Raw genomic sequence first — 22,124 nt, 5'->3', positions numbered from 1 at the left:
CTCTTTAAATAATTTCTCTATTCGATATTTATACTGGAAGCTCCTCCATCTGATTTCTTCACGTTTTTTGGATTTCCCTTACAGTCTATTTCACTAGCACCAAAGGCTTCTGCTTTTATAGATTCTGTAGCAAAAACTTTAGCATGGCTTGCTCCCGCCACATGAACATCAACTTGTTTCGCTTTAAGTTCGTAAGCGTTTATGTCACTTGCTCCAATACCGTTTGCACTAAATATATTGCTTGTGCCTCTTAAATCAACTTTAGAAGCACCTTTTACATCTAATTTGAATATTCCGCTTACATTCACATCCAAGTCTGCCTGACTCGCACCTAATAAATTTAGTGTAAAATCTTTTGTAGTAAGCGGGTATTTGCTTTCTATCTTACAAGCGCCCTTCGCTGTTAAGTACTGGATTGAATCTGACGAAACGGAAACCTTGATCGGTTTATTTTGGAAGAGAAACACTTCGTCTGAGTATATATACAACACACCATTCTCAACTTTAGTTATCACTCTCGGGAGATATCCTTTTACAAACGAAACCTTTAGATCTTTAGTCGAATCATTTCTCAATTCTAGTTCTATATTTCCGGACAAATCAATTGCATTGAAAGAACCACATTCTCTTATTTCATCTTCATAAGGTTTATCACCATTATCCCAAAACAAGGAATATCCTTGATCGTGATGCCTGTGAAAATTTATAAATGCATTAGCACCAACACTATAGAACATAAACAAACCTGCAATCCAAAGAATTAACACAACCCATGAAGCAGTACGAGGAGTATCTCGTCTACCAGAAATAAGTTTTACGGCCCAATATATCAGTAAAAAAATCGGACAACCGATAATTAAAAGCAACGATATGCTTATCAGTACCATTTTATCTGGCGAAAATGAACTCCAGTTACTTATTATATCCGGGGCAAAACCATTAAGAACACCAGGCTCAAAAATTAAAAAGAAGATCAAAAGAATCAAAGCACCAACCAGCACAACTCCTATAATACCAAGCACTGCTCCTACAAATCCTAACACTATCTTGAAGAACACTCGAATAATCTCCAAAACCTTATCGCCGACTGTAGATGCACTTTTTTTAAATTCTTCGCTTTTTACATAGTTTTTGGCATTGTTTAGCTCTGTTTTTATACTCTCAACTGTTACGTCTTCACCTTGCATTTCGAGACGTTGCGAAGCTGTTTTGGCTTCCGGGGCAACAAACCAGGCTATAATATAAATCGGTATCATGTATCCGGCACTGATAAGCGCCAATATAACCATTCCAATACGCACCCAAGTTACGTCCCAATCGAAATAGGCAGCCACACCCGAAGCAACACCTCCTAAAATAGCATTTTCGGGGTCACGATAAAACCGACGTGATTTTTGCTGACTTTTGCCTGTTTTAGGAGCTTTGGGTTCTTCACTCTCGTCGGCATATTGACTCGGCTTACCCATTATTTCAATAATTTCCTGAACATCTTCCAACGTCACGACATTCTTATTTTTCTGAAGCTTCTCACTGAAAAGTTCAGCAATTCTGGCTTCAATGTCGTTCATTATTTCCTTTTTCTCCTCGTCCGACCTGAAATGATCTGCGATCTCATGGAGATAAGTCTGAAGCATTTCATACGCATCATCGTCTATATGAAAGACGATATTATTCAAATTAACCGTTAAAGTCTTTTTCATAAAGCGAATAATTTAATATGAAAATATATATCCGATACTCAAAATAAAAGCACTGGAGAAATAACTGATACTGTATTTAGATTTCATAACTTTATTCTCCTTTGATTTTAATTACAACATTATTTATCTCTTCCCATGCGGTTTCCAGCTCACTTAAAAATGCTGCACCTAACGCCGTCATCTCGTAATATTTACGGGGTGGTCCCTGAGTAGATTCCTCCCAGCGATAGTCGAGCAATTCACCATTCTTAAGCCGTGTCAACAATGGGTACAAAGTTCCTTCCACTACAATCAATTTTGCCTCTTTCAGCTCCGAAATAATATCGGAAGCATAAGCCGGTTTTTTCCTAAGAATAAGTAGAATGCAATATTCCAGGTAACCTTTCCGCATCTGCGACTTAATATTATCTGCATTCATATCTATTTAGTTTTTAGTGAAATATAGTTGGCTAACAAAAATTGGACTCATCCAGTCTTTAAAAAAATCTTGTTCTTATTTCATCAACTCTAACAATTTGACTCTGAAGAAATATTCGTACTTTGCTTGTGCCTGTTCCGATAATACCTGAGTTAAATTACTTTTAGATTGATATAATTCATATAATGTAGCTCTTCCTGCTTCATACTTCTGATTCGTAAATCTGTATGCTTCCCTGCTGGCAATTTCGGATTTATTAGCTGCTTCCCAACGACTTTTTGCACCTAAAGCATTATAATAAGCTTGTTGTATTGTCTTCTTCAATTCCAACTTTGCGTTATCTACAGCTATAGAGTTACTCTTCACACTTATTTCTGCTGAACGCACATTATTGCGTGTTGCAAATTTATTGAAAATGGGAACCTGAAGGTTAAACCCAAAAGAAGTACTCTTATTATCTTTTATTTGTTGCGAAAAACTCTTATTCGGAATATTCGATATGTTATAATAATTAGTCCCATAATTTGCTCCAAAACTCAACGTTGGATAATAACTACCTTTTGCAATCTGAACATTATACAAACTACTTTTTAATCGGTACTCTGCTCCTTTAATTTCGGGACGATGAGTTAATGCACTCTGAAGAACTTCTTCCGCAGAAAGAAAATGCAGATCAGACTCTGACAGGTTACTTGGAGCAACAATATCAAGATTCTCAAAATTTTCTAGTTCTAAGAATTGCGCTAAATCAAGTAACGATAATTTCAGCGTATTATCAGCACGAAGCCTGTTCAACTCCTCTTTAGACTCCTGAGCAATCAAATCATAGAGCTCGCCCTCAGACATTTTACCAGAAGCTACCAACGCTTTTCGTTGTTCAATTTTAGTTTTGGTCAAATCAAGCTGATCTACTGCGATTTGTAACAACTCTTTGTTTAGCAGTATTTGTAAGAAACCAGCAGCAACGTTGACAGTAATGTCCTGCTTAATTTTCTCCAAATCTGCTTCAGAAGCATACATTTCCGATTTAGCCAAATCGATATTACGCTTCATTTTAAAACCATCAAATATGGTTATTCCGGTTGATAGCCCGAATGAGGCCTGAGATGAATTAGTACTTTGATATGTATTATCCACTGTCAACGAGCGTCCAAAATTCCAGTTTTGGCTGGCTGACCCATTCAAATTTGGCAACAAATTTTTACGAGCCTGATCGTATGAAATTTCTCTTGTTTTTTTTGTTAATATCTGCTGTTTTACATTTCGGTTGTTAGCCAAAGCCGTATCTACACACTGTTGTAGTGTCCAGAGTTTTGACTTTTGAGCATTAGCTAATGTTGTGACCAACACAGCTCCCAAAATTAAATATATTTTTGCTTTCATACTTTGTCTATTGATTGATAAATATTTACTCCTCAGAATTGTTATTTTTCTCTTTCTTAGCTACCTCGGGTTTCTTTTCCAACACTTCAGCTCCACGAATTTTGTCTTTTAGGGTCAATCCGTTCTTTATCTCTATCTTTACTCCATCGGACAATCCAATTTTCACCTGCTTTTTGACGAAAGTCTGCGGTTCCTTAGTTTTCAGCACATACACAAAGGCTGTGTCACCACCAAACTCTATACAACTTTCAGGAATAGTGATTACATGATCTGATTTTGAAAATACAATTTCAGCATTGGCACTATAACCTGCGCGTATAAATACATCCTTTGGCACTTTTACAGCAGCCTTCATTTCGAACATAATAGCACCACTCTCTTCTTTACCTTTTGGAGAAACATATTCCAGCTTAGCTTGCAGTTTTTGATCCTGTAATGCTCCAATGGTAATATTCATAGGCATACCTACCTTAATTCTTCCAACTTCAGTTTCATCGAGTTTTCCAACAAAGAGCATATCACTCATATTTGCTACAGTAGCAATGGTAGTTCCGTCATTAAAGTTATTAGACTGAATAACAGAGTTTCCAACCTTGATAGGTACATCCAGAATGGTTCCGTTAATCGTCGAGCGAACCAATGTATTACTGATAGCAGCACTGTTGGTACTTATACCATCTCTGGTTAAACTCAGGTTATCTTTAGCCGCTTTAAGTTCCTCTTTATCATTATTATATTGAAGCTGAGTCTTTTCAAACTCCTCTTTCGAAATAACTTTATCGGCAAACAACTTAGAATCACGGTCATAGTTCTTCTTGCTTTGATCATACGAAATTTGAGCACGTGAAACTCTTGACTCGGCACTGTTTAAGCTTACCATATCAGGAATTACTTTAATTTTGGCAATCACATCACCAGCTTTTACAATATCACCAGCCTCTTTGTATACTGCGGCAATAATACCCGACATCTGAGGTTTAATCAGAATCTCATTTCGCGGATCTACTTTCCCGGTTGCTACCGTTTTTTTATCAATATTACCAATCGAAACTGACACTATCTCGTATTTTTTCACTACCGGACGAGATTTTTTCCATAAAAACCAGAATGTCCAAAGTACGGTTATGGCTAATATAACCAGTAAAGCAATTTTTAAAAATTTCTTCATAATGTTTTGTTGTTGAACAATCTAAAACCCTTACGGGAGAGTAGATTAGTTAGTTATTTGATTGTTTTTTATTTGTTTTTTTGACTAAATTTATTCCTACAATAAGAAATATAGGCATAAAGGGCATAAAACTGGATATAGAATGTGCTAATGCTTCTGGCACATTATGCAATTTTCCCAGATTGTAACAAAACTCCAAAGCATAAATAGCTAAAAATGAAAGAAGTAATGCCTGAGACAAAATCTTCTTATTTTTCAATGCAATACTCATATTCAATATATTTATAAAATTATTCTTCACGTATAGCCTCTATTGGTTTTATATTCATAGCTCTGTTAGCAGGAATAAATCCGGCCAAAGTTCCTATTACAAGTAAAATAAACAGAGCTGCAATTGCTACACTAAAACTAATTTGCGGATCTTTAAAGAACTGATCACCTTGGCTCAGCAATATACCAACTATTGAAAGTATCCCTACCCCAACCATCATACCGGCAACACCGGCTATTAAAGTAAGTATAATACTTTCGCTCAGAATTTGAGTTATTATATTTTTGGGAGTTGCTCCCAATGCTCGACGTATGCCAATCTCTTTAGTTCTTTCCCGTACTGTCACCATCATAATATTACTTACTCCGACAGCTCCGGCAAATAAAGTCCCCAAACCTACAAACCATATTAGAAATGCAATTCCCAGCCCTAAATATAAAAACATTGTAAAAATATCTTCAATATTAAAGCCTCCTATTGCTTTTTTATCATCGGGTGAAATGCTATGTTTTTCACTTAATACTTTGCGGATCTTATCTTCAATGACTTTCACTTTAATTCCGGGCTTGGCAGTTACAGCCATAAAGTGTACGGTTTTCCCCTGATTAAATGCCTGTTGCATTGTACTAAACGGAAGTACAACGGTTTCTTCGGTGCGTCCTCCAATATTTATCACACTTGAAGTATGCCTACCGACCCCTACAACCTGAAAATATATACCATTTACCTGAATACTTTTCCCAATAGGATTTTCTCCATTTGGAAACAGCACTTCATATACCCGCTCTCCAATGACACAGACTTTCCGCTTTTCGGCAATATCAATATCATTAATATACCTACCGTAAATCATTTTACATTCGTCAATTTGGTTATAGGAAGGATAATTCCCTTTAACACCATAACTTCCTGCCTTATCATTTCTGGTAACATTGTTGGTTCCACCGCTTCCAAAAAGTACAGGTGCCAGGTATTGAATTTCAGGTACCTTATTGATCAACAATGAAATATCTTCGTTTTCCATAGTCCATGTGCGACCTTTTTTAAATCCTTTATAAGGTTCCGATGTTTGCTCTGACCAAACGAAGTACGAGTTGGTTGCAAAACCCTCAATTTCAGAGCTCATTCCCCGTTGAAGTGCAACTCCGGCTCCCACCATGACAACCAGCATGAACATTCCCCAAAAGACACCAAATGCAGTCAAAAAACTTCGGGATTTATTGTGTGTTATGGTAAACCATATTTCCTGCCAACGATCTAAATCAAACATATTCTTTATTATTAGTTATGAACCACTTAATAGTGTTAGATAAATTCTTGCGTATAAATAATTTACATTTGCCAGTCAACAATTCTAGTCGAACTATTCTTCTCTCATAGCTTCAATCGGTTTAATTCTCACCGCCCTGCGTGCAGGCATATACCCGGCTATTACGCCCGAAAGAATTAAGATACCGGTAGAAATCAACACATAGGACAATTCCACTGTGGGGTTTTTGAATATCGTTGGTGCATCCGGCGTAGCAGCAGTTGACTTAATCATAATAAAATTCACCAACTCAGTCAGCCCAATTCCCATCATCATTCCTATATAACCAAATATAGAAGTGATAATGATTGCTTCAAGAATGACGGATTGCAAAATGGAAGCCGGAGGCGCACCTAATGCTTTGCGAATACCAATTTCCCGGGTTCTTTCTTTTACGGATACCAACATGATATTGCTGACACCTACGATACCTGCAATAAGAGTGAAAATACCAATTACAGAAACGAAAATAGTTATACCGCCAAATATCTTCATCGTTTGGATAAAATCACTTTGATCATTTCGAATGTATATTGCCTGCGTATCATTAGGATCGAAACTCAAACTTTGTGACATTGTCTTTTTCAATCTTTTATTAAAGTCATCATTCGATTCTTTACTCTCCAGACCATTTACAGTCATAGCTATATTTCGAAACTTTAAATCCGGATTAAAAATATACTGCGCTGTGCTAAAAGGAATATAGGCTTGACCATCTCCAAATCGGGCTTTCTTAGTATTAATTCCGATTACTTTGAACATTACAGAGCCTATTTTTACGTATTTACCTAAAGCACTCGTTCCTTTAAAAAGTACATCTTCAATTTTTTTATCCAGCACAACTACCTTATTGCTCGACTTGTTATCCAACTGATTAATAAATCTACCACCATTGGATTCAAATTTTAAATTAAAAATTTTCTGATAAGACGGCTCTACACCATTAATGCTGAAATTACCAAATTCATTATTGTTGGTTATAGTCATTTGCTTTTCTATAATTCCACTCTGATCACTTGTCTCCAGCATATTATCTTTTACAGTGCTAACTTGACTTTTGTCGAAAGTAAGCGATCTGCCACTTTTTAAGCCCATAAAGGGGAGTGAAGATGTACCTGAATAAATTTGTACATTGTTTGTTGCTGCTCTGTCTTTGAAATTCGACATAACAGCATTTTTCAATCCATTGCCCGCACCCAGCAACACAATAAGAATAAATATACCCCACGACACCGAAAGTCCGGTGAGTATGGTACGCAACTTATTGTGTTTTAAGCTGTCCAGTATTTCTTGTATAGAATTAATTGTAAACATGTTGTAAAAATTAATGGTTTGTTTGTTGCCTCACCTGAAAATACATCAATCATTTAACAGCTTAGTCCTTCAGTTTTCTTGACGGACCTACAATGAAATAAAGAATAGCTCCAAATGGTATAAAAATTACAATCAGGATCATAAGCAGGTTATCATTTCCCGGAAATTTGCTTCTGAGAATGTCAATGATAGCAATAATTGGTAGCGCCAGGGCTAGAATTACGATCAACGGAATAATTAAAAATAAGCTGAAGAATCCCATTTTAATGTGTTCTAATTTGTTATTATGAAAACTAATATCCGAATTATTTTCTCTCAATATTTTCGATCAAACCATCTTTAATGTGTATTATCGATTTGGTTTCATCGGCTACCGATCTTTCGTGCGTTACAATTATAGTCGTAAGTCCATTAGCATTCAAATCACCCAGCACTTTCATCATTTCTACTGTAGTTACACTGTCCAATGCGCCGGTCGGCTCATCAGCCAGCAGTATTTGGGGTTTGGAAATAATGGCTCTGGCTATGGCTACACGTTGTTTCTGACCACCGGACATTTCGTTAGGCATATGATGTGCCCAATCTCTTAACCCCATTCTGTCCAGGTATTCCATAGCAATAATATTACGCTTTTTACGACTAATATTCTTGTAATATAATGGCAGAGCTACATTTTCCAGCGCATTCTTGAAATTTATCAGGTTGAACGATTGAAAAACAAAACCAATCATCTCGTTACGATAAACAGCAGCCTGCTTTTCCGATAAATCTTTAATCAGTTTATTATTTAAATAGTATTCACCCTTATCATAATTATCTAATATACCCAGAATATTTAGCAACGTTGACTTCCCTGAACCGGATGCCCCCATTATCGACACATATTCTCCTTCCGAAATATGTAAATCAATCCCTTTGAGAACGTGCAACGAAGCCTGACCCATGTCGTACGTTTTGTTGATGTTTTTAAGTGTAATCATTCGTATATTATGTATTTGAAAATTATTGAGTTTAAATATAAAAGTACTAACGCTTGTTCAGCTGACTTTTGACGGTAGACCACAGACTAATATAATCATGGTGCAAATATAGAGGGTTTTATAGTACCATGCAATACATAGTACTGTATTTTCAAATAAAAAATTAATTTGAATTAAATCAATTTATTTATTATTAGACGTTTACAACAATCAAAAAAGATTATAGATTAACAACAATTAATAAAAAAAGCTATTTTGTTTCTCTTACTCAGAATCACAAAACAGCTATTTTATCGTGTAATTGCCTGAACTTGAATATATCCAGTCCGAATTTATTGAAGAATTACCGGTTCAACTTTAAAACCAGCTTTCTTTAGTTGGGCTATTAATCCCGTTTCGCCTACCAAATGCATACAACCTACTGCTACAAAACAAGATTGCTTTTTGAATAACACAGGCAACTGACCAGCCCATTTTAAATTTCGTCCTTCATAGATTGGCCTTCTTTCGGCTGGAGTCATGTCATCATCCTCTTTGTCTATCTTAGCAATTTCAATCAGATTACCGGCAAGATAAGCCACGTTCAAACGCTTCAGAAGCTCTATTCCTTTTTGCTTTTCTTTTACGGATTTAACCAGCACTTCAGCTTGACGGTTGAAAGGCAACGAATCAAACATAATAGCCGCCTGTTGCTCTACCGTTTCCAGACCTACGACTGCTTTAGCATTGTCCCTGGCAGCCTTCTGAAACAATATATCAACTGCTTCGGGCTGTTTGGTTAGGTTCTGCGATTTCAAATATACTGTTGTGACAAACAGCGTCTGCAACATCATCGGTTTAAGAACTCCCAATTGTTCTAAACCTGCGCCCAATAATTGTTTCAGCTCCGTATCCACTATTGCATAATCGGCTGTGGATATCATATCCTTTATATTTTTTCCGGGCATCATGGCACTCTGCATTATCTTGGTCTGCATCGACAATATATCCGACATATCTAATTCGCCTACAACAGCATCAGACTGAGCAGCCAATGCAAGAATTTTATCAAAGTTATTAATTTGCTCCTTTTCAATTAAATGATGCGTTCCAAACAGATAATTGGGTTTGGTCAATCCGTTTCCTGAAACTTTCCATAGTAACTGCGCACAGATATTAAATACTGAGAATAAGGCGATAAACGCCACGAGAATCAATTTTCTTTTCATGTAATTGGATGTATTAAGAGAGGGTTATTAATTCATAGAAATGTTGTTGGTTATGACCTCGTTTTCATCTCGTTGATAATAAAAGGTCTGATACTTCCGGGAATACTGCACATGCATATTCAAAGCATTCAGTTCGTCAATCAGCACGTACAGTTTGGCACGGTTTATACCTAATTTTTCGGCCAATTCTTTTGGCGATCCTGTTTTTTGCTGGACAATGAGCTCGTGGAGTTTTTCCACATAAGTTAGATTTTTGATTAGATTCATAAGATATAAGTTAGATTATTAATTTCATGACCAAAAATGTACCGCTTCTACCCTAAAAAGCAACATCAACAAACAGCGTATTCAAACAAAACAATTACAACAAAACAGCGCAACGCAAAATCAAATTATAATCAATTTCAGCAATTTGCTTTTTATATGAAACAATACACGCCAAAATTAACTACAAAATTCATAACATCCAAGTTTTAAGATAAATATTTGATGCATTTTTCATTATCATATATCGCTGATTTCATGACAATTACATTAATGTGTAAATTTAAATTACGTTTAATAATATTTTCAGACAAAAAACGGTATAAAAATGTGGAGATTTGAGCATTCAATGCATCGAAGTATGTGATAAAAAAAAGCGGGTTGACTCACTTTTCAGAGTCAACCCGCTTATAATATCGTGTTTAGTTATTTACACAAGTGTTACCGGAGCAATAAACTTGTATCCTTTTCCGTGAATATTAATGATATAGATATCCGGATCATCTTTCAGATACTGACGTAGCTTGCAAAGATAAACATCCATACTTCTTTTTGCACCGTAATCTTCTTTGGATGTTTTCCAAAGTTTTTCAAGAATATAGTTGCGATCTACGAAGCTATTGGCATGTTCAACAATAAGCAGTAACAAAGAAGCTTCTTTGGTAGTAAGTTCCATAGTACGATCGTCGATGGAAAGTCTGAATTTTTGCACCTCAAACTTATAATTACCAATCATATAAGTAGTAGTATTCACCACATTCTGTCTTTCGCGCTTCATGCTGCCTCTCTTCTGAATATAGCCTTTCGATCTTTTTTTGGTACCGATAGCCGATACAAGATCATGCACACCAAATGGTTTTGAAAGGATAATCTCATTTTCAACATACAGTCTGTCCAGACTAAGCGAATTTGGCTTTGTCAATACTACAATGGCTTCGCTATTTTCTTCATGAACTTTATCTATCGCTCCAAAACCCTTGGCAGTGAAAATAGTTGCATCAAGAATGTAAATGTTGTACTTAACATCAGTCAATATAGCCTCATTTGAATCAAGTTCAGCTGCAGTCACTAAATCGACTTCAAAATTTTTGCGTCCCAGATAATCACTTATCACAAATCCTAAATCTTCATTTTTTTCGGACAATAAAACTTTTAATTTCTCTTCAACCATAATAGTGTGTCTTTTTTGTTACAATTATATATCAAGTCTGTTTGTTAATTCAAATTTCGTTTCAAATATACATACATTTTTTTAAACAATCAAATTTATTGACAAAATACAAACGAAAATAACATTTAACGGTCATAACCTCTCATTTGTTAGAATAAGATTTTATACAAAACTTAAAGTATATGAGCAGGTATAAAAATGAATAAAAGCCTATTTTTTTGGCACAACATTTGAATTTATCCTCACAAATAAATCAATTGCTTCATTACAACTAAAAAAAGAAACGTTATGAAAAAGTTAATTATCGCCGTATTGGCAGCCGGTATTGGTTTAGCTGCCTACGCACAGGGACCCGGAGTACAACGTACGAACATCAAGAATCATCCTCGCGTAAATCAGGTGAACAAGAGGATAGACAATCAGGAAAAAAGAATTATTGAAGAAAGAAAAGAAGGTGACCTTACTCACAAGGAAGCGCGCGAAATCCGTAAAGATCTGTCGGCCATCAATCAGGAAAAAAGGCAGATGAGAAAAGATCACAACGGGCACCTGACTAAAAAAGATCAGGTGATACTGAACAAACAGCTAAACGAAACCAGCAAGAAAATTGGTAATTAAGCCGTTAGCGCTAGGAGATAAAAAAGCTGCAAAATATAAATTTGCAGCTTTTCTTATGCCGGGCACAGTAGTTCTACAACCACATGCTCCACGGGATACGCGAAAGGATCAATACTAAACCCAAAGAATATAAAGTAACCACCCGCTTAAATTTCAAGGCATCAGTCGAGGGTTGTTTTAGTTTGGAGTAGCCCACCGTTATAAGTACCAACGCCACAATCATAACCAACGGATGCTCCAGAATATACAGACGTGACACGGAATTTTTCATTGCCTCGCCCGAAAAATTGCTAAGCCCCAGCGGCGACACAAAGTAAAGCAACAGCCCGATAAGAAACTGCGTGTGAACGGCAATTAAGCCCAACAGCGCCATCAATTTATTGGTTTTGGAAAAAGGTTTACGGGCTACCCACCCGTAGCTGTTGTAAAAAACGGATGCCACAAGCAACAGCAAACTAAGCAAGGCAATAAAAGAATGAACATGTTTTATAGCAATATACATAAGCCGGATTTATTTAAATGAACTATCATGAAAAAAAACAGCCTTGGCAGGCCGGTGTACCTATAAAAGTACATCGATAGAACGTTTTGATGGACTCAAAGTTTAGCACCCGCTTCATTGTTTTAGAAAAACATCGTAAGCATAACGCAAAATCATTATCGACACGATAACCAAAAACACCACGCGGATAAAGCCATTGCCTTTTTTCAGCGCCATGCGGCTACCCGTCACGCTGCCCAGCACATTGAAAACTGCCATGAGCAAAGCAATGCCGGGCAAAAAATTGCCCTGACGCACAAAAACTATCAATGCAGATATATTGGTTATGCAATTGATGATTTTAGCATACGCAGAAGCCGTCAGAAACTCGAAACCCAGTATAACCACAAAGCCCAGCACAAAAAAACTGCCCGTGCCGGGTCCGAAAAACCCGTCGTAAAAACCCACTACCATCCCTATCAGCGACCCGAAAACAAGCTGCCTGCGGGTACTCAGCGTCCGTGAGGGAAGCGAACCCAGGTCTTTTTTCATAAACGTGTAAACGGCAATCAAGATAAGTATTACCAACACAATGGGTTTCAGCGTATCGACATTTATCAGACTTACGGTTTTGGCTCCTACGTACGATGCCACAAACGAAAAAGCGGCAATAACCAGCAACAGCCTAAAATCGAACCGGACACGCCGCGAATACTGATAAGCAGCCACCGAGGTGCCCGACAAAGACGCTATCTTGTTGGTGCCGAAAACGGTGGCCAAAGGCTGATTGGGCAAGCTGATAAGCAGTGCCGGAATCTGTATTAATCCGCCCCCTCCCACTACGGCGTCGATAAACCCCGCCACGAACGACAGCACCACCAACGAAACGATTGTAATCAACGAATAATCCGAAAATAACTGTACGAAATTCATGTATGCTTTATTATTTTATAATCCTGTGAAGAGATAGGTAAGTAAATAATTATTGATAATATGTTTTTTGTCACATAGTTCACACTAGTTTTAAGTAGTTACGAGTATTTAGTTACGAGTTACAAGTCTTATTCTCTGAATGTTATTTCAGAATAACATATCAGTAATTATTTATTATTACTTAAATAGGAGATATAAAACTAAGAACACATAGCATTATCCCGAATACGGGATAATTTCAGACTAAGCAAGAGTATCGTCAGATACTTTTACTATGTGACCTAAGTCTTTTTCTCTCATGATTTCTATGTGTTCTATTGTGGTAAAAACATAGCATTAAATATTAGCAACTACTTAACCTGTTCAAGCATTACCACACAAGGTCTGCAAAAATAGCCAAAACATTTGTTTATCCTGTCTGGAATGGAGGATTCTTGTTATTAAACCCATTGTACGACCGACTCTTATTACTATTCAACCACAGAAAAACCGCTATAACCACCATACAATATCTGCTGTATCCATCTCGCCTACAGTGCAGTGTTATGAATCCACTTCGCCTATCTGTTTCTTTTTTTCTGTTAAAGCCATGTTTAAAAGGTTTTGATATAACAACTCAAATTTTTTCCTTTACAAAGAGAAAATATTTCGATAATTTATTTCTTAGATAAATTAAGTTATTTATATTTGCAATCGAAAGACAAAAAAACATTGTTTTTATTCATTTTTTGTCTGGCTGTTTATTACGCTCTTTTACATACCGATTTTTTACTCAAATATGTCATTCGGGGTGTTTTTCATAATTCTCGGAATGTACCCCATCACTATTTTGGTATTTTCATCGCTGAAAAAAGAATCAAAACTACTGATTTGGAATTTTCATCGCTGTGAAAATCTTCCCGACGACTGTTTTAGTGTTTTCATCGCTGCGAAAAGAACTAAATCAACAAATTTGGAGCTTTCATCGCTGTAAAAAGCTTCCCGATGACTGATTTGGAACTTTCATCGCCGTGAAAAGAACAAAATCGGCAAACCTTTAAAATCTTTTTAATACTAACTATAAAAATGAAAAAATGGAACAAAAACAAAAACTTTCAAATGTCTCCCCAAATCGTCTAACTATTGAAGACGCAGCGGCATTGTTTAACCTTACCATAGACGATGCGCTATTGGTGAGAAATGAAATTGGTGAAATGGCCAATGTTGCCTTAACCGAACTGGAACAAACGGGCAGAGCATTCAGGGCTCAAACAAACCGTTCGAAGAAAAGTCAACTTACCGACCAGGTGAATCTGGAAAGAAAAGTATGCGTAGACGGTTATGCAGAAATAAAGAAAACAGTCGTATTCGAGAGTTCATCGCGCATCGAACAACGGAAAAAGGCAGCCACCGACCTGCAATTTTTCCTCAAACCCAACTGGGATATTACCAAAGGCCCCATTGGCGATCAGATAGACCAGACTGAAAAATTGGTGTTGCAGTATCGTGCCAACCCTCTGTTGGTAATGGCCGGTCAAACAATTAGCATTGATATGCTAATGAACGAACTGGATGCAAATAATGCCAATTTGAAAACTACATTTAAAGCCCGGGAACTGGAAGAAGGAAAACAAGAACCATCGGGTTCGGACCTTCGCCCGGCTGCTACCGACAGTTACAATCGCTTTTGCAACATTATCGAACAAGCAGTCAACTTTACTCCGAATCCGGCCATACAGGAACTGTTTATAAAAATGGACATGCTCCGCAAAAGGTATCATGCTCTACAGTCGGGCGGCAAAGATAAAGATGCTGCGCCAAGTGCATAGGCCCCAATATAATCAGTTTTCCCCTGACGCAAGAATAAAGTGGCAGGGGAAAATTGTATAAATAATTATCACGGTTGTTGATTTTCCGGGCAATAACCCATAAAATTCTAAATACAAATGTCAAATGAAAAAAATTACTTTCTTCTGTTTTTTCAGCCTGTTACTATTTTCTTCTTGTTCTAAAGAAGATGTTATAGAGATAACACAAATAACACCGTCTCAAACTACCGCTTTACTTCCTATAGGCGATAGTTTAACGCTAACCATATCCTGCATACCGGCTAGTGCCACTGTTCCTACTTGTACATGGACATCGTCTAATACCAGCGTTGCCACGGTGGATAATAAAGGTAAAATTAAAGCTATAGGCCGGGGAACTGCAACCATCGGAATTATTTCCAATACCAACAACGTAACTACTCAATGCAAGGTAACCGTAACGTACAAAGGTGACGGATCGGCTTCAAATCCGTATCTTATTTACACCGTTGACGATTTAAAAGCGATAAGAGACAGCATAAATACAAAAAATGATGTTTATGGCAACAAAGCCTATAAACTAATGGCTGATTTGGATTTCTCGAAAGAGAAAACGAGTAATTGGACTCCTATCGGAAATACAGCAGCAGCTACATTTAAAGGGAGCTTTGATGGAAATGGAAAAGCTATCAATAATATGCATATTGGAAGCATAGATGAATATTATTATTATCCTGACACATTAAGATATGCAGGATTTTTTGGGACTATTAATGGAGCTGAAATTAAAAACATAAGTATTGCATGGAATCAGATAATTGACGGAAAAAGTTCCGGCAATTATTATGTAGGAGGTATTGCAGCTTATGGTTCAGGAACTATTACTAATTGCAATTCTAGCGGAGACATGACAGGTGCTGATTCTAAATATGATGGAAGATGCACTGTCGGTGGAATTATTGGATACGGAACTATAACAACAGTGATTACAAATTGCCACTATAACTCTGGAAGTGTATCTTATATTAAAAAATGTGGTGATCCGGCGGGTTATGCAGGTGGCATTGCCGGATATATAATAGGGACAATTTCTAATTGCTATTCAAAAGGGGAAACAGGTTATACAATAAAATATGCTGGTGGTATTGTTGGATATAGCATTGGAGCAATCGTTAATTGTTATTCTACAAATGCTGTATTACCTTGGCAACCAAATACTCTATCAGGCGGTATTGCAGGTTACAATGTGGGAAGTATTGTCAATTGTTATTCTGTAGGAAATATCAGCGGAATTTATTCAGGCGGCATTGCAGGTGAAGGATCTGATATAACGAATTGTTATGCATCAGGAGTTATTTATGGTTTCGAAGGTTCCTCCAGTAGTACTCCTCCCATATCTTATACGGGTTATGCCGGCGGAATAGCAGCAACTATATTTGGTAACATAAGCAATTGTATTGCTTTGAATAGTAAGGTTTCTGCAGTGCCTGAAAGTTTAGATGCATCTGCAAAAGGTTATGCTGCCCGCATTTGTAGTATGTTTTCTGCTTCGGCCTCTGCGAAAAACAACTACGCTGCCACATCTGTGGTCGTAAAAGTGAATGACCGTACCAATGTAACAGTAACGGATTTCTCAGATACTAAATTGCATGGCTTCAACTTATCGGCCCAGCCGGTTGATTTGCTCAATGCCTATGTTAGCGCTAACCCTACATTTAATGGCATCAGTTTAAAAAGGTGGAAAGTTAGCGCGGATGTAAATAATGGTTATCCTGTTTTTGAGTAATGGATTAAAGCCCTTGTTCGCCGTAGCGAAATTAGCGTTGGATGTTCCACTGCTGATGCTGGTAATAAATAAAAACGGTCGGAACTTTTAAATTCCGACCGTTTCGTCACTAAACAACGTGATTATATACCTCTATAAATTCACGTTTTTTCTTTGATAGCAATCTACCTTACGGGTTTTATCAAAAATCCATACTTATATTCTTTTGCTTTCAACAGATATTGCTCGTGCGGATAAGCACCCCAACTGTTGTCGCCACCTACACCGCGCTGAGCAAGGTCTACTGATAAAATAACTTCATCGCGATTAGGAGTAATATCGTTTGTATGACGGTATTTTTTTGATAGTCCCGGATCAAAATCTTCCGGCCAGTTTTGCAATGCACTGGCACAAATTGGTTGTAATCCTTCAATCCGAATACCTTTACCATCATTGTTCGTCAGCGTCAACCAACGAAGATCGGTTTTGTAACCGTTCTCTTGCGGACGAGTGTAAGGAACATACTGATCGGATACCTTACTATTATAAATACCTATCAAAGATGCATTGTTACGATCGGCATAATTCTCCCACGGTCCGCGTCCATAATACGCGAAGTTTTCAAACTCTTTATCAAGCGACATAATCATACCAAAACGAGGCATTTCAGGTAATTCGTTTGCTCCTGCTTTGTACGATACATTTACCGCCAACTCGCCATCGCCACTCATGGTATAAACAATCTGATAGTCTGATGCTACGTCTCGTAAATATAGATCGGCAGTGACAGTAACCTTGCCATTTTCTTCTTTGGCTGCAATATTTTTAATCGAAGTATTGCTTCCGGCTACCCTCCAGATATTGCATTTGTGTTCCATCCCATTTCCGAAGTCATTATCGGTTGGAGCACGCCAGAAATTAGGAGTTGGCTTTTGATTAAAATACCCCTTGCCGGCAAACTGATATCCGTCCATAAGTCCCGACAGTTTATTGATAGAAACACTTACCCCTCCGGCAGACATGGTGATACGCTCTTTTTCATCGGTTAGTTTTACCGTTCCTGCAGCAGACTGTTTTACGAAATAGTTACCTACACCCAGTTTAAATTGTTCGCGCGCTACCTCATGACCTTGCGGGATAACTTCGGTACCTACACGTGTGGTTGCAAAAACATTCAACAAATACTCTACTCCATCAGCAGCGGACATCTCGGGCAAAGCCAGTTTTACTTCTTTTTCCGATTCGGGAGCTACATCCAAATCAAACGAACCGGTTTTGATCACTTCGCCGTTTTTCAACACTTCATAGTTGAATTCGTAGTTCTGAAGATTGGTATAATGAAATTCATTGGCTACAGTAATCAGACCAGTTTCAGGATGCTCCGCCTTAAAGTAGATGTCCTGATAAAATCTCTTCACTTCCATTAAGCCCGGATGCGGAATACGGTCTGGGAATACTAATCCATTGTGATCAAAGTTTTCGTCATTCGTATAGTTTTGACTACCCATATCACCACCATAAGCCCAGTATTTGCGTCCGGCTTCATCGGTCACTTCAAATCCCTGATCTACCCAGTCCCAAATAAAACCTCCCTGCATATTTTTACTTCCACGGATGATGTCCCAGTACTCCTTAAAGTTTCCGGAACTATTTCCCATAGCATGAGCATACTCGCACATAATAAACGGACGTTTTACGTTTTCACGCGCTGCATATTCTTTCATATACCTGATGCTTGGATACATGGGGCATACCACATCGGTGTTTTCTTTTTCATGAGCTTGTTCAAACTGTACCAAGCGCGATTTATCACGTTCTTTAATCCATTTATATGTTTTAAAGAACACATCACCATTACTACATTCATTGCCGAGCGACCAAAGAATTACAGCAGGTGAATTTTTATCGCGTTCCACCAAACTTACGGTTCTGGCCATGTGCGCTCCATCCCAGGCCGGGTCGAAGGCCATATTTTCTTTACCATAGCCCATGCCATGACTTTCGATATTCGCTTCATCAACCAGATAAATACCGTATTTGTCACATAGTTTTACCCATTGGATGTTTTGCGGATAGTGGCTACAACGCACAGCATTGATATTATGCTGTTTCATCATCCGAATATCCTTCATCATAGTGGCAAGATCCTGATAATGTCCGGTAATCGGGTTGTGCTCATGCATATTCACTCCATGAACCATAATACGTTTTCCATTTACCAGCAACTGCCCATCCTTAAGTTCAACCTTGCGGAAACCGATCTTACTTGAAACTGTTTCGATAAATTTCCCATTTTCATCTTTCAACGACAACACCAAAGTATACAGATAGGGCGTTTCACTACTCCATAAGTTAGGAGAAGAAACCGCACTAGTCAGCGTAGCCTCTTTTTTACCATCGGCAGGAGTTTTTATTTTCAGATTTTGACTAAATATTTCTTTTCCTGTAGCGTCAAGCAGAGAAGCTTCAACTTCAGCACTCTTAGCCGATTTATTATAATTGCTTAATGTAACATCTACTGCCAACGTACCGTTTTTATAGGCAGCATCCAACTCCGGATGAGCGAAGAAATCAGCAATACGTATCTGCTGGGTGCTATATAAATAAACGTTGCGGTCTATACCCGAAATACGCCAAAAGTCCTGATCTTCGAGGTACGAGCCATCACTCCAGCGATAAGCTTCCACTGCCACAAGGTTTTTCCCGGATTTTACGTATTTGGTTATATCAAACTCGCAGGGACTTTTTGTATTTTCGGAATAACCCACCTTTTGTCCGTTTACCCAAATATACATGGCCGATGTACCACCTTCGAAGTGAAGATACACACGACGACCGTTCCAACTTGCAGGTAAATCAATATAGCGCCTATAAGACCCTACCGGATTATCCGAATGATCAATATAAGGTGGATTAACAGGGAACGGGTAGGTACTATTCGTATAAATAGGTACTCCGTAACCTTTCAATTCCCAGTTGGATGGCACCTGAATTTCCTTCCAGTTAGCCACATTAAAATCTGTTTTATAAAAATCCTTTGGGCGTTGGTCGGGAGTAGGTGACCACTGAAACTTCCAGTTTCCATTTAGCGAGCAGAACCATGGAGAATTTTCATAAATATCAGCAACAGCTGATTGCTTATCAGCAAAAGGCAGAAAAGTGGCACGTGCCGGCTCCCGGTTAATCTGAAAAACAGCCGGATTTTCCCAGTCATTTGAAACAAGTTTGTTCTCGGCGCTAACCGATAAAAACATAGCTGCCAACAAACCACCAATAATTAGTTTTTTATTCATTTGTATGTCAATTATGAATTATTTATTTGTTATCATTTTATTCAACCAAATGTTGAACCAACCGATATAATGCTACCGGTTTCCTTTTACGTTGATCACGGTTAATGACATAGGTTGAACAGTATATGTAAAGTTCCTTGCAGCTTTGAAGTTGGAAGTAACCGGTTTTACTTTATCCGGTGTTTCAAAGCTATTCTCAACTGTGGCATCTCCAGTGAGTATAGTAACAACGGCTTTTGTGCCTATTCCTTTGAACTGCGACAAATTTACGTTGAACGATTTTTCCACCTTACTGCTGTTCACCAATTTGAGAATCACATCGCCTGTTTTACTGTTGCGTACACAAGAGTAAGCTAATGCTGTATCTGCTTTGTTGATGGCGGGTGTTACTACATTTGAATGATACATATCACCTTCGTTGGTAGAGAATAACTGCTGAACATAATAATTAGCCGTGCGATAGATGGTGGTGTTGTTGAAATAAATCATATCGGGGTTCCATTGCGTATGTCCTGCTTTGGCCAACAAAGGAGCATAAGATGAAAGACGCACCACATCACCGTTGCGTTCCAGCGAAGTCATATAAGCTGCTTCGGCAATGGCATTGAACAGACTGTTTCCCCACGAAGCATATTCACCCAAATATACTTTTGATTTCAAACGATCGTAAGTATCATAGCGCTTCTGGTTGGCAAGAAACCATTCGGGTTTCATGTAGTAATGTTCATCCACCATCGGTACATTTTCTTTGTTGGCAAACTTCCATCCCAGTTCAAAATCTTCTCCATCGGGTGCAGGACCTACGGTTCCTATTACTGTAATCTCTGGATGTTTGGCTTTTACCACGTCGTGAATCATTTTAAAACGCTCTTTAAATTCCGGAGTAATCTTATCCTCGTTGCCAATGCCCACATATTCCAGATGGAAAGGTTTTGGATGTCCTGCTGCTGCTCTTTTGGCTCCCCAGGTGGAAGTAACTGGACCATTTGCCCATTCTATCAGATCTAATACCTCCTGAACATAATCCGGCATCTCGTTGAGTTGAATTCCTTTTTGTCCGGTTCCACCAATGCGCCATGTTCCGCCTGAATTCTGACAACTTACGCCGGCAGGAACAACAGGAAGAGGTTTAGCTCCCATATCTTCGCAAAACTGAAAATATTCGAAATAGCCTAAACCGGCTGTTTGATGATAACCCCAAATGTTTTTCTGAGCCACGCGTTGTTCTACCGGCCCAATGGTGTTTTTCCAACGATACATATTGCCCAGTCCGTCACCATGCACCAGACAACCGCCCGGGAAACGCATAAATTTAGGTTTCAAGTCGGCAATGGTTTGTGCTAAATCGGCACGAAGTCCGTTTACTCTGTTTTTGAAGGTATTTTGCGGGAAAAGTGAAACCATATCGATGGCAATTTTTCCTTTTGCTTTGGCCAATAACACCAGACTCGCACTATCCTGGCTTTGAGTAACGGTGATAGTGGCTGTATATTTCTTCCAGTCTTTGGAGGTAGTGGTGAAGGTTGTTTCGCCGATTGTTTCTCCTTTTTTGTTTAGCAATTTGACCTGCATTGGCATTGAACTACCATCCTGTTGGGCAATGAAAACTGAGAAATTATATTTCTCTCCAGCTTTTACAGGAATACCATCGAAGCCTGAGTTCTTCAACCCAATACCTTCCTGACCAACTTCTTCTACTTTGAGCACTGCATAGTGCGGATTATTTGGATGTACAGGCGAAGTTGTTTCTACTGAAAGAGCTCCATAACCATAACCCTGAGTAATATATTCCCAGGCGGTAAATGAATTCCAACCTCCATGATCTGTCGGGCTATATTCAAACGACCTGTTTTGAATCAGCTCGGCATACAATCCACCATCGGCAGCATAATTGATGTCTTCGAAAAATACACCAATCAAATCGGGGCTGATAGCTTTGGAGCTAATGTTTTTTCTCTGTTGGGAATGTGCAGGGCAAATGACTCCCAGTACAAACGCGAGAGTGAAGAGGCGGTTTTTCATGATTATTATACGTGTTTTAGTTGATTAAGATTGAGAGTT

The 22,124-nt window shown here is 38.1% G+C and carries 19 protein-coding genes; 3 read left to right on the top strand and 16 right to left on the bottom strand.

Annotated features, from left to right (window positions below):
* Positions 1-17: 17 nt before the first annotated feature.
* From PALPR_RS15220 to PALPR_RS00410, 12 genes are all read right to left on the bottom strand, one after another.
* Positions 18-1,700, bottom strand: a complete 1,683-nt coding sequence (locus tag PALPR_RS15220) for a GIN domain-containing protein (RefSeq protein ID WP_013443624.1) — start codon at positions 1,698-1,700, stop codon at positions 18-20.
* 91 nt (positions 1,701-1,791) lie between these two features.
* Positions 1,792-2,118: a PadR family transcriptional regulator gene (locus PALPR_RS00460; protein ID WP_013443623.1), complete on the bottom strand. Its 327-nt coding sequence runs from the start codon at positions 2,116-2,118 to the stop codon at positions 1,792-1,794.
* A gap of 75 nt (positions 2,119-2,193) precedes the next feature.
* Complete coding sequence (locus tag PALPR_RS00455; protein WP_013443622.1) at positions 2,194-3,501, bottom strand: TolC family protein; 1,308 nt, start codon at positions 3,499-3,501, stop codon at positions 2,194-2,196.
* Positions 3,502-3,526: 25 nt separating this feature from the next.
* Positions 3,527-4,669, bottom strand: a complete 1,143-nt coding sequence (locus PALPR_RS00450; protein ID WP_013443621.1) for an efflux RND transporter periplasmic adaptor subunit — start codon at positions 4,667-4,669, stop codon at positions 3,527-3,529.
* A gap of 49 nt (positions 4,670-4,718) precedes the next feature.
* Positions 4,719-4,940, bottom strand: a complete 222-nt coding sequence (locus PALPR_RS00445; RefSeq protein ID WP_013443620.1) for a hypothetical protein — start codon at positions 4,938-4,940, stop codon at positions 4,719-4,721.
* A 19-nt stretch (positions 4,941-4,959) separates the two neighbouring features.
* Positions 4,960-6,210 carry an ABC transporter permease gene (locus PALPR_RS00440; protein WP_013443619.1) on the bottom strand — a complete coding sequence of 417 codons (1,251 nt, stop codon included), beginning with the start codon at positions 6,208-6,210 and terminating at the stop codon, positions 4,960-4,962.
* A 93-nt stretch (positions 6,211-6,303) separates the two neighbouring features.
* Positions 6,304-7,563, bottom strand: a complete 1,260-nt coding sequence (locus PALPR_RS00435; RefSeq protein ID WP_013443618.1) for an ABC transporter permease — start codon at positions 7,561-7,563, stop codon at positions 6,304-6,306.
* Positions 7,564-7,624: 61 nt separating this feature from the next.
* Entirely contained in the window at positions 7,625-7,825 is a 201-nt protein-coding gene (locus tag PALPR_RS00430) for a PLDc N-terminal domain-containing protein (RefSeq protein WP_013443617.1), read from the bottom strand.
* Between the two features lie 43 nt (positions 7,826-7,868).
* The gene (locus PALPR_RS00425; RefSeq protein ID WP_013443616.1) at positions 7,869-8,543 is read right to left on the bottom strand and encodes an ABC transporter ATP-binding protein; all 675 of its coding nucleotides are present in this window, start codon (positions 8,541-8,543) and stop codon (positions 7,869-7,871) included.
* A gap of 332 nt (positions 8,544-8,875) precedes the next feature.
* The gene (locus tag PALPR_RS00420; RefSeq protein WP_013443615.1) at positions 8,876-9,751 is read right to left on the bottom strand and encodes a TraB/GumN family protein; all 876 of its coding nucleotides are present in this window, start codon (positions 9,749-9,751) and stop codon (positions 8,876-8,878) included.
* A 27-nt stretch (positions 9,752-9,778) separates the two neighbouring features.
* Positions 9,779-10,018 (bottom strand): hypothetical protein, encoded by a 240-nt coding sequence (locus PALPR_RS00415; protein ID WP_013443614.1) that lies wholly within the window; start codon positions 10,016-10,018, stop codon positions 9,779-9,781.
* Between the two features lie 427 nt (positions 10,019-10,445).
* The gene (locus tag PALPR_RS00410) at positions 10,446-11,186 is read right to left on the bottom strand and encodes a winged helix-turn-helix transcriptional regulator (RefSeq protein WP_013443612.1); all 741 of its coding nucleotides are present in this window, start codon (positions 11,184-11,186) and stop codon (positions 10,446-10,448) included.
* Between the two features lie 288 nt (positions 11,187-11,474).
* Here PALPR_RS00410 and PALPR_RS00405 point away from each other — a divergent pair, with 288 nt between their 5' ends.
* Entirely contained in the window at positions 11,475-11,804 is a 330-nt protein-coding gene (locus tag PALPR_RS00405; protein WP_013443611.1) for a hypothetical protein, read from the top strand.
* 73 nt (positions 11,805-11,877) lie between these two features.
* Here PALPR_RS00405 and PALPR_RS00400 read toward each other — a convergent pair whose 3' ends face one another.
* On the bottom strand, positions 11,878-12,306 hold the full coding sequence (locus tag PALPR_RS00400) for a hypothetical protein (protein WP_013443610.1): 429 nt from the start codon (positions 12,304-12,306) through the stop codon (positions 11,878-11,880).
* Between the two features lie 114 nt (positions 12,307-12,420).
* Entirely contained in the window at positions 12,421-13,218 is a 798-nt protein-coding gene (locus PALPR_RS00395) for a sulfite exporter TauE/SafE family protein (RefSeq protein ID WP_013443609.1), read from the bottom strand.
* Positions 13,219-14,291: 1,073 nt separating this feature from the next.
* Between PALPR_RS00395 and PALPR_RS00390 the strand changes: the two genes are divergently transcribed.
* On the top strand, positions 14,292-15,026 hold the full coding sequence (locus PALPR_RS00390; RefSeq protein WP_013443608.1) for a DUF6261 family protein: 735 nt from the start codon (positions 14,292-14,294) through the stop codon (positions 15,024-15,026).
* A 124-nt stretch (positions 15,027-15,150) separates the two neighbouring features.
* Positions 15,151-16,791: an Ig-like domain-containing protein gene (locus PALPR_RS00385; protein ID WP_013443607.1), complete on the top strand. Its 1,641-nt coding sequence runs from the start codon at positions 15,151-15,153 to the stop codon at positions 16,789-16,791.
* A gap of 164 nt (positions 16,792-16,955) precedes the next feature.
* Here the strand turns inward: PALPR_RS00385 and lacZ are convergent, their stop codons facing one another.
* Together lacZ and PALPR_RS00375 are read right to left on the bottom strand one after the other, a co-directional pair.
* A complete protein-coding gene (lacZ, locus tag PALPR_RS00380; protein ID WP_013443606.1) occupies positions 16,956-20,063 on the bottom strand; it encodes a beta-galactosidase, LacZ type in 3,108 nt (1,035 codons plus the stop codon).
* Positions 20,064-20,135: 72 nt separating this feature from the next.
* Positions 20,136-22,085, bottom strand: coding sequence for an alpha-L-arabinofuranosidase C-terminal domain-containing protein (locus tag PALPR_RS00375; protein ID WP_013443605.1), 1,950 nt, complete (start codon positions 22,083-22,085; stop codon positions 20,136-20,138).
* Between the last annotated feature and the right edge of the window lie 39 nt (positions 22,086-22,124).

Origin of the sequence: Paludibacter propionicigenes WB4 (genome assembly GCF_000183135.1) — a bacterium.
Lineage (GTDB): Bacteria > Bacteroidota > Bacteroidia > Bacteroidales > Paludibacteraceae > Paludibacter > Paludibacter propionicigenes.
This window is presented reverse-complemented; position numbering and strand designations above follow the sequence as displayed.

Excerpts from the sequence above, each read along its gene's own strand:
- PALPR_RS00375 (WP_013443605.1), bottom strand. The coding sequence starts at position 22,085 with ATGAAAAACCGCCTCTTCACTCTCGCGTTTGTACTGGGAGTCATTTGC.
- PALPR_RS00395 (WP_013443609.1), bottom strand. The coding sequence starts at position 13,218 with ATGAATTTCGTACAGTTATTTTCGGATTATTCGTTGATTACAATCGTT.
- PALPR_RS00440 (WP_013443619.1), bottom strand. The coding sequence starts at position 6,210 with ATGTTTGATTTAGATCGTTGGCAGGAAATATGGTTTACCATAACACAC.
- PALPR_RS00420 (WP_013443615.1), bottom strand. The coding sequence starts at position 9,751 with ATGAAAAGAAAATTGATTCTCGTGGCGTTTATCGCCTTATTCTCAGTA.
- PALPR_RS15220 (WP_013443624.1), bottom strand. The coding sequence starts at position 1,700 with ATGAAAAAGACTTTAACGGTTAATTTGAATAATATCGTCTTTCATATA.
- PALPR_RS00435 (WP_013443618.1), bottom strand. The coding sequence starts at position 7,563 with ATGTTTACAATTAATTCTATACAAGAAATACTGGACAGCTTAAAACAC.
- PALPR_RS00445 (WP_013443620.1), bottom strand. The coding sequence starts at position 4,940 with ATGAGTATTGCATTGAAAAATAAGAAGATTTTGTCTCAGGCATTACTT.
- PALPR_RS00450 (WP_013443621.1), bottom strand. The coding sequence starts at position 4,669 with ATGAAGAAATTTTTAAAAATTGCTTTACTGGTTATATTAGCCATAACC.
- PALPR_RS00405 (WP_013443611.1), top strand. The coding sequence starts at position 11,475 with ATGAAAAAGTTAATTATCGCCGTATTGGCAGCCGGTATTGGTTTAGCT.
- PALPR_RS00455 (WP_013443622.1), bottom strand. The coding sequence starts at position 3,501 with ATGAAAGCAAAAATATATTTAATTTTGGGAGCTGTGTTGGTCACAACA.
- PALPR_RS00460 (WP_013443623.1), bottom strand. The coding sequence starts at position 2,118 with ATGAATGCAGATAATATTAAGTCGCAGATGCGGAAAGGTTACCTGGAA.
- PALPR_RS00385 (WP_013443607.1), top strand. The coding sequence starts at position 15,151 with ATGAAAAAAATTACTTTCTTCTGTTTTTTCAGCCTGTTACTATTTTCT.
- lacZ (WP_013443606.1), bottom strand. The coding sequence starts at position 20,063 with ATGAATAAAAAACTAATTATTGGTGGTTTGTTGGCAGCTATGTTTTTA.
- PALPR_RS00425 (WP_013443616.1), bottom strand. The coding sequence starts at position 8,543 with ATGATTACACTTAAAAACATCAACAAAACGTACGACATGGGTCAGGCT.
- PALPR_RS00390 (WP_013443608.1), top strand. The coding sequence starts at position 14,292 with ATGGAACAAAAACAAAAACTTTCAAATGTCTCCCCAAATCGTCTAACT.
- PALPR_RS00400 (WP_013443610.1), bottom strand. The coding sequence starts at position 12,306 with ATGTATATTGCTATAAAACATGTTCATTCTTTTATTGCCTTGCTTAGT.
- PALPR_RS00410 (WP_013443612.1), bottom strand. The coding sequence starts at position 11,186 with ATGGTTGAAGAGAAATTAAAAGTTTTATTGTCCGAAAAAAATGAAGAT.
- PALPR_RS00415 (WP_013443614.1), bottom strand. The coding sequence starts at position 10,018 with ATGAATCTAATCAAAAATCTAACTTATGTGGAAAAACTCCACGAGCTC.
- PALPR_RS00430 (WP_013443617.1), bottom strand. The coding sequence starts at position 7,825 with ATGGGATTCTTCAGCTTATTTTTAATTATTCCGTTGATCGTAATTCTA.